An 18,879-nucleotide genomic window follows, 5' to 3' on the forward strand; every position below is an offset into this window, starting at 1 on the left:
GGGAATTTATCCGTACACTAGTTTGATAATCGCCGCGATCCCCACCACCACGATGATGCCGCGCAGCACCGGAGCCGGGATGCGCCGCCCGATCCGGGCTCCCAGGAACCCGCCGGCCGTGGCGCCCAGCGCGACGGCCAGCACCGCCCACCAGTCGATGTCGGCGATGAAGAAGAACAGGACGGCCGCGGTCGCGTTGACGATCAGCGAGAGCACGTTCTTGGCGGCGTTGACCCGCTGGATGCCGTCGTCGAGGAAGCTGCCGAGCAGGCCGATCAGCAGCACGCCCTGCGCCGCGCCGAAATAGCCGCCGTACAGGCCCGCGCCGAACACGCCCAGCCAGAGCGCCACCCCGCCGTGCGGATGGGCGTCCTCTCGCCGCGCCGCCAGCCAGCCGTTGAGCTTGGGCTGCACCACGACCAGCACGCAGGCCAGGCCGATCAGCACCGGCACCACGACGTGGAACACGGCCGGGTCGAGGAACAGCAGCAGGATCCCGCCGATGAGCGAGCCCAGGCAGGAGGCCGGGGCCAGCCGCAGCAGCCGCTCACGCTGGCCCTTGAGCTCCTGGCGGTAGCCGTAGGCGCCGGTGAAGGAGCCGGGGACGAGGCCGATGTTGTTGGACACGTTCGCGACCACGGGATCGACGCCCACGGCCACGAGGGTCGGGAAGGTGATGAGCGACCCGGATCCGACGACCGCGTTGATCGCCCCGGCCGCGACACCGGCCGCGCACACCGCGACCCCTTCCCAGAACATCACCCGCCCGAGCCTAGAGGGCCCGATTCCGGGTGACCCTCCGGGGGTGCCAGGTCAGAGCGCCCGCGCGTACCAGCGGCCGTCGGCGCTGCGGTCGAGCGTCAGCGGCACGCCGAACGTCCGCGACAGGTTGTCGGCCGTCATCACGTCGTCGAGCGAGCCCTGCGCCACCACCGAGCCGTTGCGCAGCAGCAGCCCGTGCGTGAACCCCGGAGGCACCTCCTCCACGTGGTGCGTGACCAGCGCCAGCGTGGGCGAGCGGTAGTCGTGGGCCAGCACCGACAGCCGGCGCACCAGGTCCTCCCGGCCGCCCAGGTCGAGGCCGGCGGCGGGCTCGTCGAGCAGCAGCATCTCCGGGTCGGGCATCAGCGCGCGGGCGATCTGCACCCGCTTGCGCTCCCCCTCGGACAGGGTGCCGAACCGGCGGCGGATCAGGTGCGCCGCCCCCAGCATGTCGATGAGCTCCACGGCCCGGGTCACGTCGTTGGAGTCGTACTCCTCCGTCCAGCGGCCCATGATCCCGTACGAGGCCGTGAGCACGAGGTCGATGACCTTCTCCTCCGGCGGGATGCGCTCGGCCAGCGCGGAGCTCGCCAGCCCGATGCGCGGCCGGAGGTCGAACACGTCCGTCTGACCCAGCCGCTCGCCCAGCACCTCGACCACGCCCTCGGTCGGGAACAACAGCGTGGCCGCCACCTGCAGCAACGTGGTCTTGCCCGCGCCGTTCGGCCCGATGACGACCCAACGCTCGTCCTCGTTGACCGTCCAGTCGATGCCGCGCAGCAGGGCCGCTCCGTCGCGCCTGACGGCGACGTCCTGGAGCCGCAGCACCTGACCACCCATCCTCGGATCCCTCCTTAGGAGAACGCTCGGGACAAACCTATTGCAGGGCGAGCGCATATCGTGGACCGGTGCACCCTGAATCACCTGTCTGCCGGGTTCTTGTCGTGTGGGGCAACGCCTGGCTCGCCGGCCACGTCGGCCTGGACGAGGCCGCCGACCGGGTGGAGAGCGCCGGCGGACCCACCGTCGTGGGTGAGGTGCCGCTGCGCGAGCACCTCGCCGTCCTGCGCCGCGACGGCCTGAGCGAGCTGCGGCTCGCCCTGCCCGCGCCCGGCGACCCGCTCGGGCTGTCCGGGCCGCCGGAGTTCAACGCGGCCGCCGTCGAGGCGGGGCAGGCGGCCATCGCCGTGCTGTCCGACCGGCGCCTCGGGCTGGTGCCCTCACCCGACCGGCGCGGGTCGTCGTACGCGGGCGTGCGGCTGTCGGTGTACGAGGCGGGGCCCGTACGCCACGACCTGCCGTCGCTGGCGGAGGCCGAGCAGGAGCTGTCGGCCGCGATCCGCGCGGCCACCGAGTCGCTGGACTCGGCCGACGGGCCCATGGCCGGCCGTCCGGAGCGGCTGGGCGCCGCGGGCGGCGACCTGGCCCCCGGCTACCCGTCGCGGGCGCACCGCGTCTCCGCGCTGGCCGCCCGGCTGGCGACCGTGCTGCGGCTGGCCGGGGAGCGAGGGCTCACCTCGGGGCAGGTCGCCGTCCGCGACGCCGCGCTGCGCGAGCTGGACCGTGCCGTACGGCGGGCGCTCCTGGCCTCCTGCCACGCCATCCTGGAGCCCTCCCCCGACCGCTCCTGACGCACCGGGGATCAGGCCAGGCCGTGGCGGACGGCGTACAGCGCGGCCTGGGTGCGGTCCTGGACGCCCAGCTTCATCAGCACGTTCGACACGTGGGTCTTGACCGTCTTCTCGGCCACGGCGAGGCTCCGGGCGATCTCCCGGTTGGACCGGCCCGCCGCGATCAGCGCGAGCACCTCACGCTCCCGCTCGGTCAGCGGCGCCGGCCCCGGCACGCCGCCCGGGCTCCCGTACGGGCCCGCGCTCCCGGTGGCGCTCAGGACCGCCTGGGCCGCCTCGGCCGCCAGCAGCACCTGCCCGCCGTGCACCGCCCGCACGGCCTGTGCCAGCGCCGACGGGTCCACGTCCTTGTAGAGGAACCCGGCGGCGCCCGCCCGCATCGCCGGCGCCACGTCCGACCGGTCGCTCACCGACGTGAGCACCAGCACCCGGACCGGCGACCCGGCCAGCCGCTCCAGCGCCCCCAGCCCGTCCAGGACCGGCATCCGCAGGTCGAGCAGCATCACGTCCGGGGTCAGCTCCGCGGCCAGCTCGACCGCCCGCGCCCCGTCACCCGCCTCACCCACGACCGTCATGTCGTCCTGCAGGTCGAGGAAGGTGCGCAGCCCCTGCCGCACCACCGGATGATCGTCGACGATCAGCACCCGGATCACACGCCCACCTCCACGCGGACCGTCGTGCCCCGGCCCGGCGCCGAGTCCACGGTCATCACCCCGCCCACGGACTCCGCCCGCTCCCGCATCGACACCAGCCCGAGCCCGCGCGAGACGCCCTGCTCGAAGCCGTCGCCGTCGTCCGTCACCGACAGGGTCAGCTTGCCGCCCGCGTGGTCCAGCCGTACCGACACCTCGCACGCGCCCGAGTGACGCAGCGCGTTGTGCAGCGCCTCCTGGGCCACCCTGAGCAGCGCGACCTCCACGGCGGAGTCGAGCGGCGGCGGCTCGTCGCAGTCGAACGCCACCCGCGCCGGATGCAGCCGGTCCAGGAGACGCACATGCTTGCGCAGCGTCTCGGCCAGGCCGTGACGGTCCAGCTCGGCCGGGCGCAGCTCCACGATCACCGCGCGCAGCTCGGCCAGCGCCTCGCCGGCCAGCCGCTGCACCCGATCCAGCTCGGCCGCCGCCTTGTCGGGCGCCTTCTCCAGCAGAGTCACCGCGGCCTGCGCCGTCAGCCGCAGCGAGAACAGCTTCTGCGTGACCGCGTCGTGCAGCTCCCGGGCCATCCGGTTGCGCTCCTCCAGCATGGCCAGCTCGCGTCCGCGCTCGTACAGCCGGGCGTTGGTCAGCGCGATCGCCGCGTGCGCCGCGAACATCGTCAGCAGCTCCTCGTCGGCCTCCGTGAAGCCGCCGGGCGTGCGCTTGTTGGCCAGGAAGACGATGCCGAGCACCTCGTCGCCGTCGCGGATCGGCATGCCGAGGAAGTCCTTCATGACCGGATGCGCCTTCGGCCACCACTCGAACCTCGGGTCGTCCCGCAGGTCGGCCAGCCGCACCGGGTCGCCTTCGCGGAGCATCGCGCCGAGCATGCCGTGCTGGCGCGGGAGCGGGCCGATCGCGTCCCACTGCTTGTCGGTCAGCCCCTCGGCGACGAACTCGGCGAACGAGCCGTCCTCGTCGGGCACCCCCAGCGCGGCGTAGCGGGCGTCGAGCAGCCGCTGCGCCGAGCGGACGATGACCTGGAGCACCTCGCGCACCGACAGGTGCCGGGTGACCGCGAGCACGGCGGAGCTCACCGCCTGCAGGATCTCCTCCCGGTCCGACATCACGGACACACTCTATGGTCCCCGCCCAGCGCTGCCGGGACGAGACGGTCCTAGGACGAAGTGCCCAGACGCGGACAGGTCCGAGGTCCGATGTGCCGGGGACGCCGTTTTCCTACCGTCGAGACATGACGAACACCGCACTGATCACCGGCGCCTCCCGCGGCCTCGGCCTCGCCCTCGCCCGGTCGCTGGCGGAGTCGGGCTGGGACCTCGTCCTCACCGCCCGCGGCAGGGACGACCTCGACCGGGTCGCCGCCGAGCTGGGCGCCACGGCCGTCCCCGGCGACGTGACCGACCCGGCCCACGTCGAGCGGCTGTCGCTGGCCGTACCGGAGCTGGACCTGCTGGTCAACAACGCAAGTGACCTCGGCGTGACGCCGCTGCCGCCGCTGGCCTCGTACCCGCTGGAGGCGTTCAAGGCGCTGCTGGAGACCAACGTGACCGCGCCGCTCGCGCTCGTCCAGGCCACGCTCCCCGCGCTGCGCCGGCGGCGCGGCGCGATCGTCAACGTCACCTCCGACGCCGCCACGGGCGCCTACCCCGGCTGGGGCGGCTACGGCGCCACCAAGGCCGCGCTGGAGCAGCTCTCGAACGTGCTGGCCGCCGAGGAGGACGAGGTCGCGGTCTGGTGGGTGGACCCCGGCGAGATGAACACCCGGATGCTCGCCGACGCCGTGGGCGAGCAGGAGGCCGCCGGCGCCGCCGACCCCGCGAAGGTCGCCGCCGCCCTCCACGACCTCGTCAAGGCCCGGCCCGCCGCCGGACGGGTGAGCCTCCAATGACCGCCGCACTGGACTTCGCCCTCCCCGACGCCCTGTCCGCGCACGAGCCGCCCGAGGCCAGGGGGCTGCCCCGCGACGGGGTACGCCTGCTCGTCTCCCGCGGCGACGAGCAGCCCGCCCACCACCGGTTCACGGACCTGCCCGCGCTCCTCGCGCCGGGCGACCTCGTCGTGGTCAACAACTCGGCGACGCTGCCCGCCGCCGTCCGGCTCGACCGGCTCGCCGTCCACTTCTCCACCGCCCGCGAGGACGGCACGTGGCTGGTCGAGCTGCGCCGCCGTACGAGCGCCGCCTCCGAGCCGTACGCCGGAGGGGAGCCCGGCGAGTGGCTGCCGCTGCCCGGCGGCGCCACGCTGCGGCTGCTCGGCCGGGAGACGCCACGGCTGTGGCGGGCCCGCCTCGACCGGGACGTGGAGGCGTACCTGCGCGAGCACGGGACGCCGATCCGCTACTCCTACGTGGCCAGGGACTGGCCGATCGACGCCTACCAGACCGTGTTCGCCACCGTGCCGGGCAGCGCCGAGATGCCCAGCGCGGGCCGGCCGTTCAGCGCCGCGCTGGTGACGGCGCTGGTGTCACGCGGCGTGCACATCGCGCCCGTCACGCTGCACACCGGCGTCGCCTCGCCCGAGAAGGACGAGCCGCCCTACGCCGAGAGGTACGAGGTGCCGGCGCCCACCGCGAGGCTGGTGAACCTCACCCGGCGGAACGGCGGCCGGGTCGTGGCGGCCGGCACCACCGTGGTGCGCGCCCTGGAGACGGCCGTGGACGCGGACGGGCAGGTGGCCGCCTCCGCCGGCTGGACCGGCCGCGTCGTCACGCCCGAGACCGGGGTGCGCGCCGTCACCGGCCTCCTCACGGGCCTGCACGAGCCCCGGTCCAGCCACCTCATGATGCTGACCGCCATCGCGGGTACCGGCCCGCTGGCCCGGGCGTACGAGGCGGCGCTGCGGGAGGGGTACCTGTGGCACGAGTTCGGCGACACCCACCTGCTGCTGGCAGAGTGAACAGGAGTGAACGACGGGACTGTTCGTGGAGTGATCCGGGTCATGAACACCCACCCTGGTCCGCGACCATCCCGCCGGGCACAGTAGCGTGACTCGATGTGGACCAGCGGACCCTCCTGATCACCCTGAACGGCCCGGACCGGCCCGGCGTCACCTCCCGGCTCTTCTCCGTGCTGTCGAACTTCCCGGTCACCGTCTCCGACATCGAGCAGGTCGTCATCCGGGGGCGGCTCACCCTCGGCGTTCTCGTCGCCTACGCGGGCGGGCCGTCCACCGGCACGGGCAGCACCCTGGGCGCCCTGTGGACCTCCGTGGAGCGCATCGGCGAGGACCTCGGCATGGAGGTGGAGCTCTCCACCGGCTCGCAGGCCAAGGAGAAGCGCCGCCGCGGCCGGCTGTCGGTCAGCGTGCTCGGCGCCACCCTCCAGCCCGCCGCGATCGCCGGCATCGCGGGCCGCATCGCCGCCGCGGGCGCCAACATCGACCGCATCGAGCGCCTCGCCCAGTGGCCCGTCACCTGCATCGAGCTGTCCGTCTCCGGCGCCGACCCCGACGCGCTGCGCGTCGAGCTGGCCGCCGAGGCCGCCGCCCAGCAGGTCGACGTGGCCGTGCAGCGCACGGGCCTGTCCCGGCGGGCCAAGCGGCTGATCGTCATGGACGTCGACTCGACCCTCATCCAGGGCGAGGTCATCGAGCTGCTCGCCGCCCACGCGGGCTGCCTGGACGAGGTGGCCCGGGTCACCGAGGAGGCCATGCGCGGCGAGCTGGACTTCGCCGAGTCGCTGCGCCGCCGGGTCGCCCTGCTCGAAGGGCTGCCGGCCGACGTGCTGGAGCTGGTGCGCAAGGAGGTCGTGCTCACTCCCGGCGCGCGCACGCTCGTCCGCACGCTCAAGCGGCTCGACTACCGCTTCGCCATCGTCAGCGGCGGCTTCACCCAGATCACCGACGCGCTCGTCGAGGACCTCGGCATCGACTACTCCGCGGCCAACCTCCTGGAGATCGTCGACGGCCGGCTCACCGGCCGGGTCGCCGGCGAGATCGTCGACCGGCCGGGCAAGGCCAGGGCGCTCGAACGGTTCGCGCGGGAGGCCGGGCTGCCGATCAGCCAGACCGTGGCCATCGGCGACGGCGCCAACGACCTGGACATGATCGCGGCGGCCGGGCTGGGCATCGCCTTCAACGCCAAGCCGGTGCTGCGGCAGGCGGCCGACACGACGGTCAACACGCCGTACCTGGACTCGATCCTGTACCTGCTCGGCATCTCCCGGGACGAGGTCGAGGCGGCCGACGCCGAGGACACCGCGCTCACCCGCTGACCTCTCCGTCCAGGCGGCGGCTTCTCTCAGGCGGTGACCGGCCTTTCGCGCGCAGGTTCGAGGGCTTCTGTGGTCTTACGGGCGAGTTCGAGGGCGTCGGAGCAGAGGGAGCGCAGCGCCGGGTGGGCCGTCACGGTCAGCCGGAGCTGGCGGCGCACCGCGGACGTCTCCTCGGCCGCCACGTCCTCGGCCGCCTCCTTCGCCACGGCCTTCTCCATGAGGGAGCTGACCTCCCCGGCCAGCTCGGCCAGCCGCGCCTCCAGCTCGTCGGCCTCCGGGGCGGGCTCCCGGGTGCGCACGGTCTCCGCCACGGCGGCCAGCCGGTCCGCCACCGCGTCCAGCACGGCGACGGTGGCGTCGGAGCCCACCTGCGAGCCGCGCAGCACGGACGCCACCACCAGCGCGTCGTCCCGCAGCTTCCGGGCCGCCGTCACCGCCTCGCGCAGCTCCGGCGGGCCCCGCCCGCCCGGCTCCTTGCCCAGCTTGTCCAGGGACGCGGTCAGCTCGTCGGCCGCCTGACCCGCCGCGTCCGCCCGCGCCAGCACGGCGTCGAGGTCCCGCTCGGCCAGCGCGTCCACCAGCGACGCGTGCTCCTCCAGCAGCTCGGCGGGACGGCCGCGCAGCCGTCCCCCCTCGCCGCGCGGCCACAGCAGCCGCGCCGCCGCCAGCGCCAGCAGGCCACCCGCCACGGTCAGCAGCAGCCGGGCCCCGGCCGCCCGCCAGTCGAGCCGGGTCGAGAAGTCGGCCAGCATCATGGCCAGCGGCGTCGCGAACACCATCCAGTACCCGAAGCTCACCTCCCGCAGCGCGTACCCGACCGTGGCGAACACGAGCACGGTGACCGCGATCGTGTACGGCCCCGGGACCGCCGCCAGGATCAGCGCGGCGACCGCCGCCCCCAGCACGGTCCCCGCCACCCGCAGGACCACCCGCTCCACCGTGTCGCCGTACGTGGACCGCAGGGCCAGCATCACGGTGATCACGAACCACTTGCCGTACACCTCGTGCGTGCCGATCACGAGCGCCATCGCCACGGTCACCGCGATGCCCAGCCGCCCCGAGTGCTCGGCCACCCCACCGGCCCCCAGCGCCCGCCATGTCGCCCGGAGCACGCGGGACACCCACCGCCGCGCCCCACGCCATCCCCGCCGCCACGCCCTCTCCAGGCTCGCCGGCCGCCACAGCACGGGTTTCCACACCACGGGCCGCCACACCACGGGCTTCCACAAGACCCTCGGAGGCATGGCCGGCACCCGGATCCCCCGCGCGGCGAACACCCCGATCCCGCGCACCGCCACCACGAGCCGGTCGAGGCAGCGCCGCACCTGCCCCACCCCCGCGACCCGCCGCAACGACGCCGGATCGGCGCCGGAGCGGGACCGCACCTCGCTTGCGTGCTCGCCGAAGCGCGCCGCCGCGTCCAGCGCCGCCTGCACGTCCTGCGGCGCCTTCGTCCGCAGCGCCACGGTCAGGGCCCCTACGACCTCGTCGATCTCCCGCCGGTCCGCCGCGGCTTCCACGCGCAGCCGGCGCAGCGCCACCGTCTCGGCGAAGACGCGCAGCAGCATCCGCACGTACGCGTCGGCGGAGCGCGTGGTGTCCTCACCCGCGTGGAACGAGGCCGACGCCGTGGCCGCCCCCTCCAGCGCCTTCGAGGCGCGCTCCCGGAGCCGGCCCCATGCCTCCTCGTCCAGGTCGACGCCGTCGAGCAGCGACGCCAGCGCCTCCCGTGCCCCGCCGAGCGCGTCGCGCAGCGGGTCCAGCCGCCGCACCGGCCACGGCGCCATCGCCAGCAGCACGAACACCGCCCCGCCCAGCGCCATCTCCAACGGCCCCGCCAGCCCGACCGGCCCGTGCAGGTAGAACGCGACGATCGCCGCGATCGCGGGCGGCGTCCCGACGAGCTTCCACCGCCCGGCCGCCGCCACCAGGCCGATCACCACGGCCCCCCACCACGGGTACGGCGCCAGGAACAGCCCCAGCCACGCCCCGGCCGCCACCAGGACCAGCTTGACGACCAGGTTCCAGGCCCGCTGCGCGTACGGCTTGCCGTACGCGTCGCCGAACGCGGTCAGGTAGGCGCCGAGCGCCACGAACGCGCCGCTGTGCGGCAGTCCCGCGGTCACGCCGGCGAACAACGGCCACGCCACGGCCACCCCGCACAGCAGCCCGTACTTCCACGGCGGGCGCGCCGGCAGCGCGAACCCGTCGCGCAACGCTCTGGCGGCCCCCCGCATGCGTGTCGCCCCTGGTCGGTGTTCCTTCAGATCTGGTGGCTCTTCCCTGGGACCTGGTCGGTCTTCCCCGGCATCCGGTCAGTTCCCCGCGTCCTGGTCGGTCTTCCCTGGGATCCGGTCAGTGTTCCCTGGGATCCGGTCAGTGTTCCTTGGGATCCGGTCAGTGTTCCCTGGGATCGGGTCAGTGTTCCTTGGGATCCGGTCAGTGTTCCTTGGGATCCCAGCGCGAGACCAGGTGTCCCTCCCCTGGGCACAGGTCTACCCAGGAGGAGCCCGTCCGGATCACCGCGAACGACCCCGGCCGGAACCCGTAGTCTCCGCCCGCCAGCCCGAGCGCCAACTCGTGCACCCCCGGGTTGTGCCCGCACAGGACGAGCGTGCCCACCTCCGGGCCGGTCCTCCTGACCAGCTCCAGCAGCTCGTCCGGGTACGCCTCGTAGATATCGCGCTCGTAGCTCACCTCGACGTCGGGGAACGCCAGCTCGGCGGTGCGCCTGGTGCGCTCGGCCGGCGAGCACAGGACCAGGTCGGGGACGAGCCCCAGGTCCCGCACCTCGTCACCGGCGCGCCCGGCGTCGCGCTCGCCCCGTTCGGTCAGCGGCCGCTCGCGGTCACTCAGCCCGGGCACCTGCGCGGCCTTGGCGTGACGGAGCACGATCAGCGTGGGCATCCGATCACACTCCCCTCGACGCCCACACGCCCATGGCCACGATGACGGCCAGGATGACGAGCATCGCGATCAGGATGAGGGCCAGCGTCTTTCCACCGGTGGGCCGCTTGTCGTCCATCCGCACAGTTTCCCACCGGGGCGGTCAGGTGTCCCGTACGGGTCCGATCACCCGGCCCGCCGCAAACAACCCCCGCCTCTCCTCCCTACGACCACCCCGCCACCACCACACCCGCCCTCACCGTGTGCCCACCACAGCTGCCTCCCGCCCGAGCCGCCAGACCAGCCCCCTCCGTGGCCGCCACAGCCGCTTCTCACCCGGGGCCGCCGCAGACATCTCTCCCCCAGGGCCGCCGCAGACGTCTCTCCCCCGGCGCCGTGGAAGGAGAGCAGCCCTCGTCCCGAAACGCGAGCGCCCGCCCTCCCCACACCGGGAAGGACGGGCACATGCGGACTACGAGAGTGTCGGGCCTACGACGCGACCGGGGTGTGCTCCCGGTTGTTGTTGTTGGCCGGCTCGCTGGTGACCGAGCGCCGCTTGGAGACGACGATGGCCACGACCACCACCGCCACCGCGAACACCGTGACCCCGACCCGCAGGACGGTGTTGCCCGCGTACAGCACCACGGCGGGCGCCACCAGCAGGGCGACGAGGTTCATCACCTTGATCAGCGGGTTGATGGCCGGACCGGCGGTGTCCTTGAACGGGTCGCCCACCGTGTCGCCGATGACGGTCGCGGCGTGGGCCTCGGAGCCCTTGCCGCCGTAGTGGCCGTCCTCAACCAGCTTCTTCGCGTTGTCCCAGGCGCCACCGGAGTTGGCCAGGAACACCGCCATCAGCGTGCCGCAGGCGATCGCGCCGGCCAGGAACGCGCCCAGCGGCGCGTACCCGAGCGCGAAGCCCACCGCGATCGGCGTCATGACCGCCAGCAGACCCGGGGTGGCCAGCTCGCGCAGCGAGTCACGGGTGCAGATGTCGACCACGCGCCCGTACTCGGGCTTCACGGAGCCGTCCATGATGCCCGGGTTGTTGCGGAACTGGTCGCGCACCTCGAACACCACGCGCATGGCGGCCCGCCCGACCGCCATGATCGCCAGCCCGGCGAAGAGGAACACCACCGCCGCGCCGATGATGAGCCCGACCAGTACGTTCGGCTGGTCGATGCTGAGGCTGAACGAGGTGGCCTGCGCGAGCTGCGACTCCACCGCCGTGCGGAACGCGCCGAACAGCGCGGTCGCCGCGAGGACGGCCGTGGCGATCGCGATGCCCTTGGTGATGGCCTTGGTGGTGTTGCCGACGGCGTCGAGGCTGGTCAGCACCCGGGCGCCCTCGCCCTCGACGTCCCCGGACATCTCGGCGATGCCCTGCGCGTTGTCGGAGACCGGACCGAAGGTGTCCATGGACACGATGACGCCGACCGTGGTCAGCAGGCCGGTGCCGGCCAGCGCCACCGCGAACAGCGCGATCGTCACGTTCCCGAAGCCCAGCAGGAACGCGCCGTAGACCGCGCCCGCGATGATCAGCGCGGAGTAGACGGCCGACTCCAGGCCGACGCTGATGCCGGCCAGGATGACGGTGGCGGGGCCGGTGGCCGAGCTCTCGCCGATCTCCCGGACCGGGCGGCGGTTCGTCTCGGTGAAGTAGCCGGTCAGGAGCTGGATGGCGCTGGCCAGGACCAGCCCGATGAGCACCGCGCCGATGGCGATCAGCCTCGGGTCCGCGTCGGACTTCACCGCTGAGCCGCTCAGGCCGCTGAAGCTGTCCGGCAGGTACCAGAACGCGGCCGCCGCGACCAGCACCGCGGAGATGGCGGCGGAGATGAAGAAGCTGCGGTTGATGGCGGACATGCCGCTGCGGTCGCGGTCGCGCTTGCCGGTCACGAAGATGCCGATGATGGCGGTGACCACGCCGATCATCGGGACGATGAGCGGGAAGATCAGCCCCTGCTCGCCGAAGGCCACCTTGCCGAGGATCAGGCTGGCGACCAGCATGACCGCGTACGACTCGAACAGGTCGGCGGCCATGCCGGCGCAGTCGCCGACGTTGTCGCCCACGTTGTCGGCGATGGTCGCGGCGTTGCGCGGGTCGTCCTCCGGGATGCCCTGCTCGACCTTGCCGACCAGGTCGGCGCCGACGTCGGCGGCCTTGGTGAAGATGCCGCCGCCGACACGCATGAACATGGCGAGCAGCGCCGCGCCGAAGCCGAACCCTTCGAGCACGCCCGGCGCGTCCCCCTGGTAGAGGAAGACGACGACGGCCGCGCCCAGCAGGCCGAGCCCGACGGTGAACATGCCCGCCACGCCACCGGTGCGGAAGGCGATGCGCATGGCGCGCTTCTCGCCCGAGTCACGGGCCGCGGCGGCGACGCGCACGTTTCCGCGCACGGCCAGCCACATGCCCATGAACCCGGTCAACGCGGAGAACACCGCGCCGACCACGAAGAAGATGGAGCGGCCGATGCGGACATCGGTCTCGCCCGGCAGCAGAAGCAGCAGGAAGGGAATCACGACAACGAAGATCGCCAGCGTGCGGAACTGCCGCGTCAGATAGGCGGCGGCGCCTTCCTGCACGGCTCGGGCGATGTCCTGCATGCGCTCGGTACCCTGGTCAGCGCGCAACACCTCGCGCACCAGGCCGCCGGCGACGGCCAGAGCGATCAGTGCGATCGCGGCGACCACGATCACGATGGTGAGATTGTTACCGTTCAGGGCCAGATTGGACGCTGGCTCGGCGGCCAGCACGTGCCTAAACATCGGGTTCTCCTCGGCAAGACCGGTCGTCCTGCCCGGGCGGTGCTGCGAACGTCGGCTGGCGGTGCGGCACCATCCGGGTTGTGGGTGCCGCTTCCGGTTGAGTCCGCAGTTCCGCCGGATCACCTTGGCCGGTGCCGGGAGTCTACGCAGCGTCTGCCAGGATATGAAGGCTCTGCAGCCGGTTAATTGTGCGCGCGTCCAGTAAACCGCTGACAGCGGGGCGATTTGGGATCTGACACGGCAAATTTCCGGCGGTTTACGGCCCTGACAACAAGAGATAACGACACGCCCGAAAGACCCACCAGCCCCAGCAGCCTCCTGACCACCGGATCTCCCTCAGGCCGCACCGTGGATGTCAGGGCACGAGCGAGACAGGCGTACGGAAGCCACGGCCCATGAATGGCCGGCATGCCCGGGGTCCACGGCGTATGAAAACCCCGGGGATGAGGGTCTGCCGGCACCTCTCGGGACCACGGCACGGGGAAGCCTCGGGTTCGATGCGCACGCGGAAGCCCCGGGACCACGGCACGCGGAAGCCTCGCGTTCGGTGCGCGCGTGGCGGCGATCGACCCGCGCCGCTGGAGGTGCGTGCCCCTGGACAGAGCCCGGCCCCGGTCGGCGGGTGGGGCCCACCGTGCTTTGCCGTAAAGGATGGACGTCAGACGGAAACAAAGGACGGACGTCAGGCGGAAAGACACGCATCGCCACGCACTACGCCATCACCCAACGGCACCATCGCCCAATGGCACCATGATCCAACGGCGCAATACCCGCCGCGTGCGCCCCGGACGTGCTTGGCGGCCGTCGTCAACGGGTCGCCGCGCACGCGCCGGGAGCCGCGCAAGCGCCAGAACAGAAAGGGGATCTACACGGGAAGGCGGCCGTTGGGAGCGGCGGGCCAGCTCATGCGGATGCGCATGCCCTTGGGACTGGGAAAAACCTCGACATCGTCGGCCAGGCCCGCGATGACCGCGATGCCGAAACCCGTCGTGAACGAGTCGGAGAGCATCCCCAGATCCAGGGGTTGCTCCGGCTTGATCTCGTCACTGGGGGCCTGGTCGCTTACTGTTACCTCGAAACGTCCGGAGTCGTCACGTAGCTCGATGCGGATGGGCTCGCCCGGGCAGTGGGCACGGTGGGCCTCCACCGCCCGAGAGCACGCTTCACCCACGGCGAGCCTGACCTCGTCCAGCAGCGACTCCTCCACGCCGGTGCGCCGGGCGATCGCCGTGGCCACCAGCCGGGCGGTCCGCACGTGTGCGGGGAGGGCACTGAACGTCAGCTCGACAGTGGCCATCTACTTGTCTTTGCCGTGAGCTTCCTTGGCTTCGTCGACAGAAGCGTAGATCCCGAAGACCTTGGTCAGTCCGGTGATCCGGAAGATCTTGAGGATGCGCTCCTGCGTGCAGACCAGCTCCAATGAGCCGTCGTGCGCCCGAACCCGCTTGAGCCCCCCGACCAGCACACCAAGGCCGGTCGAGTCCAGGAAGTCAACCTTCTCCATGTTCACGAGAAGGTGGAAGTTACCCTTGTTCACCAGATCGATGAGGAGCTCACGCAATCTCGGCGCGGTGTAGACATCGATCTCACCCTCGACCTCAACGATGGTGAGTCCGTCTTCGGTGCGGTGATCCAACTTCAGATCCACAGATCCTCCAGCGCCTCGCCTGCGAAAGTACCCTTATGAGCCTGGTCGTCCGGAGCTTAGCCGCCCGGCCGACCGACCCTGACGCGCGGCATTCAACCATGCGTCTCGCTTGTGTCTACACGAAATCACGATTCCCGACGACTTTGCCCACGGATGCAGACTGGAAACAGTGACTTCCACCGCTTCCTCCCCACACCGGCCAGGTCCACTCCTGCGGCACCTGCTCGGCGTTCCCGCACGTCACGAGCGTGTCACCCATGTGGAGCATGTTCCAGCACGTCAGGCCGGTCAAGCCAGATGGCCGAAATGGGCGCCGGAACTCCTGGTTACGCGCTTGGCGAACCGCGGCATCACCGGCATGTGGCCCCATCAGTACGAAGCCGCCGACCTGGCCCATCGTGGCCGAAACGTGATCATTTCCACGGGCACGGCCTCGGGCAAGTCGCTGGCGTACCTGACCCCGGCGGTCTCCTCCTGTCTCGACGGAGGCACGGTCCTGTATCTGACGCCGACCAAGGCGCTGGCCGCCGACCAGCTCCGCGGGCTGCGGGAGCTGCGCATCGCGCAGGTGCGGGCGGCGACGTTCGACGGTGACACGCCGTTCGAGGAACGCACATGGGTGCGCCAGCACGCCAACTATGTCTTGACAAACCCGGACATGCTGCATCGCGGCATCCTTCCTCGGCATGCCCAGTGGTCCTCGTTCTTCCGCCGGCTCCGCCTCGTGGTGGTGGACGAGTGCCACGGTTATCGGGGGGTGTTCGGCTCGCACGTGGCCCAGATCCTGCGCCGCCTGCGGCGGGTCTGCGCCCGGTACGGGTCGCATCCGGTGTTCCTGCTGGCCTCGGCGACGGCCAGCGAGCCGGGGACGTTCGCCAGGCGGCTGACGGGGCTGGAGATGGACGAGGTGACCGAGGACGCCTCCCCCAAGGGTGCGACCACGTTCGCCCTGTGGGAACCGCCCCTGACGGAGCTGCGCGGTGAGGGCGGCGCTCCGGTGCGCCGCACGGCGACGGCCGAGGCCGCCGACCTGCTGGCCGACCTCGTCCTGGCCGACGTCCGGACGCTGGCCTTCGTCCGCTCGCGGCGCGGCGCTGAGACGGTCGCGCTGACGGCCCGCGCCAAGCTCGCCGACGTCGCCTTCTCCCTCTCCACCCACGCCCGCCGCCCCCTCCACTCAACCCCGTACCCCACCCACCACACCGATGCCCACCTCACATCACTAACTGAGCCACATCTCCACCCCGACTCCCAGCACTCCACCAAGCCGCAGCCCCAGGCCGGCCACCACCCCGTGAGCCCCCGTCACCTGCACAACGAGCTCCCCGACCGGCAAGACCCGGCGGACGCCCCCACCTCCCTCCCGCCGGATTCCTGGCCGCTCCCCGACGACGAGTCCGACTCGGCCGATCTCCCGGACAAGGTGGCCGCCTACCGGGCCGGCTACCTCGCCGAGGACCGCCGCCAGCTGGAGAAGGCGCTCCGCTCGGGCTCCCTCATGGGTCTGGCCACCACGAACGCCCTCGAACTCGGCGTCGACGTCTCCGGGCTCGATGCCGTACTGATCGCCGGCTGGCCCGGCACCCGCGCCTCCCTCTGGCAGCAGGCGGGCCGAGCCGGACGCGACGGGCAGGACGCGCTGGCCGTCCTCATCGCCCGGGACGACCCGCTCGACACGTACCTGGTGCACCATCCGGACGCGCTCTTCGGCCGGCCCGTCGAGGCCATCGTGCTCGACCCCGACAACCCGTACGTCCTCGGCCCGCATCTCTGCGCCGCGGCCGCGGAGATCCCGCTGAGCGAGGATGACCTGCCCATCTTCGGACCCACCGCGGCGGAACTCCTCGACGACCTGGTGGCCCAGGGCCTCCTGCGGCGGCGCCCCACCGGGTGGTTCTGGACCCGGCGGGAGAGGGCCACCGACCTGGCCGACATCAGAGGCTCGGGCGGCGCCCCGATCCAGGTGGTCGAGTCGTCCACCGGCCGCCTCCTCGGCAGCGTCGACGAGCCGTCGGCGCACACCACCGTCCACACGGGCGCGGTGTACCTGCACCAGGGCGAGACGTTCCTGGTCGAACTGCTCGATCTTGAAGCCGGGGTGGCCCTGGTCAGCAGCAGCGAGCCGGACTACACAACGTTCGCCCGGGATGTCACCGAGATCTCCGTACTGTCCTCCCTTCGCTCGCACGCCCTGGGGCGGGGCGAACTCCACTTCGGCGAGGTCGAGGTGACCCGGCAGGTCGTCTCGTACCTCAAACGACGCCTCCAGTCCGGCGAGATGCTCGGCGACGAGCCCCTCGACCTTCCGCCGCGCACCCTCCGCACCAGGGCGGTGTGGTGGACGCTCCCCGCCTCGGAGCTGGTGCCGCTGGCCGAGGACGGCATCGACCTCGGCGGCGCCGCCCACGCCGCTGAGCACGCCTCCATCGGCCTGCTGCCCCTGTTCGCCACCTGCGACCGCTGGGACATCGGCGGCGTCTCCACCGAACTGCACGCCGACACGGGCCTGCTGACCGTGTTCGTGTACGACGGCCACGAAGGAGGCGCGGGCTTCGCCGAGCGCGGGTACGCCCGGGCAGCCGACTGGCTGACGGCGACCCGTGAGGCGATCGCCTCCTGCGAATGCGAACGCGGCTGCCCTTCCTGCATCCAGTCCCCCAAGTGCGGCAACGGCAACGAACCCCTGGACAAGCGCGGCGCCATCCGCCTCCTGGACACCCTCCTGGGCACGTCGCCGAACTGACCGCGGGGTTGTTCGACGCGGGGTTGTTCGACGCGGGCGACCGGTAGTGGCCTGCGCAGGTGTGTTGGCGCGGGATGCCGGCGGTGAGTCTTCTTGAAGTCACTGCTCGTGCCGCTGTTCCTCCTGATCGCCGGGTCCGGGGCGTGGAAGTCGGCCGGGGATCCGATCAGGGTTCGTCGCGCTCGCGCGGCTGGGGATGAACCGTCCCAGTCATCGCCTGAACCCTGGTCAACGGGCTGGCCGGCACGTCGCGGGCCCGCACGGGAGCGACCCGTCATTGATCGGGTCCCTACGAACGGGAACCGGGCCGTAAGGGATGTCCAGACGTCGGCGATCTCGTCACTCACTTGGCATCTGACCAGCTTCGTGCCGTTCTCTGCTGCCACGGCGGCCGCTGCTCGGCACGCCTCGCCCGGGTCCGCGATCGCCAACCGGGCCGCCGCCAGAGCACTCAGATCCGCTGCGGCGTTGACGCGGTGGCGGGCCACTCGCGCGGACGCCACGGTGGCCAGCGCCACGGCGACCACCATCAAGATCCCCATGAGCGCGACGCCCCACAAGGTCGCCGAGCCTCGGTCGCGTCCATGGGGGCGTCGGTCTGGAGGAACGGTAGACGACACTTCAGACCTTTCTCGGCCAGTCTCTTTAGTTGCGCCTATTGCGTATGTTGCGTCTGCTGCTCTGCTGCGTCGGCTGCGCCAACAATGTCGGCAGGTCGGACACCGGGTCTCTCAGTGACGTGCTGGTGTCGATGGCTCGCGCTCGTGGATTGCCGGTCTCCAGCCTCTGGAGAGCCGATGTGTGTTCGCTGGTGTCTCCTGCCCTTCGCCTGCCCTTCGCCGGTTCCTCGTCTTCGTCTTCGTCTTCGTCTTCGTGCGTTCGTCGTCGTCGCGTTCGTACGGTTCATCGCGGCGGTGGCAATGTGCCCGTCTCGGGGAGGTGTCGGGGCAGGGAGGTGTGCGGTTCCTTTGCCGGCTCCTGCAATGCCGGCTTTGGCCGGCCCATTGGTTCAGTGCTCGGTGGCAGCCGAGGCGGAGGCCGACACACGTATCGCGGGGAAGGCCGCGCCCCCTGCTGGGCGCACGTCCACCGCGACCTTCACGTGGGTACGTTCCGGGCCTCGGCTCACCTCCACCTGGGCGTCCGAGCGGGTCGCCGACCTGACCAGTTCGCGTACCTGGTCCAAGGGCTCCCCGCGGGCGGCGGCCCGCGCTCCCACGCGGGCCGCGTCCACGCATTCGAGTTGGGCTCCGACGGCCTGGACCGTCCACAGAGCGGCGGCGAGCACGACCATCAGAGCGGGGAGGACGGCGGCCGTATCTGCCGTCACCGAACCTCTGGACCCTGATCGCCCGGCGCGCCACGCGGCGGACCTCCGGGTCAAGGTCATGTGGTGGTCTTGAGGGCGCGGTCGATGAGTGCCTTGAGCATCTCCTGCACCTCCGGGCTGCTCACCACCTTGAACAGCAACGCCGCGAAGGCGCAGGCCGCGATGGTGCCAACGGCGTATTCGGCTGTGGACATGCCTCGGTCGCGGTTGGCCGCCCCGTAGCGCGCCCACGTGGCGATC

16 protein-coding genes and 1 pseudogene are annotated in these 18,879 nt (G+C 71.9%); 5 read left to right on the forward strand and 12 right to left on the reverse strand.

Annotated features, from left to right (window positions below; translation table 11 throughout):
• Positions 1–6: 6 nt before the first annotated feature.
• Both MTP10_RS02610 and MTP10_RS02615 read right to left on the reverse strand, forming a co-directional pair.
• Positions 7–759 carry a sulfite exporter TauE/SafE family protein gene (locus MTP10_RS02610; protein WP_397205720.1) on the reverse strand — a complete coding sequence of 251 codons (753 nt, stop codon included), beginning with the start codon at positions 757–759 and terminating at the stop codon, positions 7–9.
• 54 nt (positions 760–813) lie between these two features.
• Positions 814–1,602 (reverse strand): ABC transporter ATP-binding protein, encoded by a 789-nt coding sequence (locus tag MTP10_RS02615; RefSeq protein ID WP_310707308.1) that lies wholly within the window; start codon positions 1,600–1,602, stop codon positions 814–816.
• A 68-nt stretch (positions 1,603–1,670) separates the two neighbouring features.
• Between MTP10_RS02615 and MTP10_RS02620 the strand changes: the two genes are divergently transcribed.
• Positions 1,671–2,393, forward strand: coding sequence for a hypothetical protein (locus tag MTP10_RS02620; protein WP_310707309.1), 723 nt, complete (start codon positions 1,671–1,673; stop codon positions 2,391–2,393).
• 11 nt (positions 2,394–2,404) lie between these two features.
• Here the strand turns inward: MTP10_RS02620 and MTP10_RS02625 are convergent, their stop codons facing one another.
• Both MTP10_RS02625 and MTP10_RS02630 read right to left on the reverse strand, forming a co-directional pair.
• Positions 2,405–3,046, reverse strand: coding sequence for a response regulator transcription factor (locus MTP10_RS02625; RefSeq protein ID WP_310707310.1), 642 nt, complete (start codon positions 3,044–3,046; stop codon positions 2,405–2,407).
• On the reverse strand, positions 3,043–4,155 hold the full coding sequence (locus tag MTP10_RS02630; RefSeq protein WP_310707531.1) for a GAF domain-containing sensor histidine kinase: 1,113 nt from the start codon (positions 4,153–4,155) through the stop codon (positions 3,043–3,045). The genes MTP10_RS02625 and MTP10_RS02630 overlap by 4 nt, the downstream gene beginning before the upstream one ends.
• Before the next feature lie 125 nt (positions 4,156–4,280).
• On the opposite strand from MTP10_RS02630, the gene MTP10_RS02635 reads away from it, so the two are divergent.
• From MTP10_RS02635 to serB, 3 genes are all read left to right on the forward strand, one after another.
• Entirely contained in the window at positions 4,281–4,937 is a 657-nt protein-coding gene (locus MTP10_RS02635; protein ID WP_310707311.1) for an SDR family oxidoreductase, read from the forward strand.
• On the forward strand, positions 4,934–5,944 hold the full coding sequence (locus MTP10_RS02640) for an S-adenosylmethionine:tRNA ribosyltransferase-isomerase (protein ID WP_310707312.1): 1,011 nt from the start codon (positions 4,934–4,936) through the stop codon (positions 5,942–5,944). Before MTP10_RS02635 ends, MTP10_RS02640 begins: the two co-directional genes overlap by 4 nt.
• A 98-nt stretch (positions 5,945–6,042) precedes the next feature.
• A complete protein-coding gene (gene serB, locus MTP10_RS02645; protein ID WP_310707313.1) occupies positions 6,043–7,260 on the forward strand; it encodes a phosphoserine phosphatase SerB in 1,218 nt (405 codons plus the stop codon).
• Between the two features lie 26 nt (positions 7,261–7,286).
• Here serB and MTP10_RS02650 read toward each other — a convergent pair whose 3' ends face one another.
• The 5 genes from MTP10_RS02650 to MTP10_RS02670 form a co-directional block, all read right to left on the reverse strand.
• Positions 7,287–9,497 carry an FUSC family protein gene (locus tag MTP10_RS02650; RefSeq protein ID WP_310707314.1) on the reverse strand — a complete coding sequence of 737 codons (2,211 nt, stop codon included), beginning with the start codon at positions 9,495–9,497 and terminating at the stop codon, positions 7,287–7,289.
• Positions 9,498–9,699: 202 nt separating this feature from the next.
• Positions 9,700–10,167 carry a histidine phosphatase family protein gene (locus MTP10_RS02655; RefSeq protein WP_310707315.1) on the reverse strand — a complete coding sequence of 156 codons (468 nt, stop codon included), beginning with the start codon at positions 10,165–10,167 and terminating at the stop codon, positions 9,700–9,702.
• A 468-nt stretch (positions 10,168–10,635) separates the two neighbouring features.
• Positions 10,636–12,918, reverse strand: coding sequence for a sodium-translocating pyrophosphatase (locus MTP10_RS02660; protein ID WP_310707316.1), 2,283 nt, complete (start codon positions 12,916–12,918; stop codon positions 10,636–10,638).
• An 865-nt stretch (positions 12,919–13,783) separates the two neighbouring features.
• Positions 13,784–14,215: an ATP-binding protein gene (locus MTP10_RS02665; RefSeq protein ID WP_310707317.1), complete on the reverse strand. Its 432-nt coding sequence runs from the start codon at positions 14,213–14,215 to the stop codon at positions 13,784–13,786.
• A complete protein-coding gene (locus tag MTP10_RS02670; protein WP_101786510.1) occupies positions 14,216–14,566 on the reverse strand; it encodes an STAS domain-containing protein in 351 nt (116 codons plus the stop codon).
• A gap of 409 nt (positions 14,567–14,975) precedes the next feature.
• Between MTP10_RS02670 and MTP10_RS02675 the strand changes: the two genes are divergently transcribed.
• A complete protein-coding gene (locus tag MTP10_RS02675; RefSeq protein WP_310707318.1) occupies positions 14,976–17,309 on the forward strand; it encodes a DEAD/DEAH box helicase in 2,334 nt (777 codons plus the stop codon).
• A 263-nt stretch (positions 17,310–17,572) separates the two neighbouring features.
• Here MTP10_RS02675 and MTP10_RS41885 read toward each other — a convergent pair.
• The 3 genes and pseudogenes from MTP10_RS41885 to MTP10_RS41890 form a co-directional block, all read right to left on the reverse strand.
• Positions 17,573–17,929 (reverse strand): annotated as a pseudogene (locus MTP10_RS41885) (Rv3654c family TadE-like protein); the annotation flags it as partial.
• Positions 17,930–18,318: 389 nt separating this feature from the next.
• Positions 18,319–18,639: a TadE family type IV pilus minor pilin gene (locus MTP10_RS02680; RefSeq protein WP_310707319.1), complete on the reverse strand. Its 321-nt coding sequence runs from the start codon at positions 18,637–18,639 to the stop codon at positions 18,319–18,321.
• Between the two features lie 56 nt (positions 18,640–18,695).
• A complete protein-coding gene (locus tag MTP10_RS41890) occupies positions 18,696–18,833 on the reverse strand; it encodes a DUF4244 domain-containing protein (protein WP_397334409.1) in 138 nt (45 codons plus the stop codon).
• Positions 18,834–18,879 lie beyond the last annotated feature (46 nt).

Origin of the sequence: Nonomuraea sp. 3-1Str, assembly GCF_031570565.1 — a bacterium.
Lineage (GTDB): Bacteria > Actinomycetota > Actinomycetes > Streptosporangiales > Streptosporangiaceae > Nonomuraea.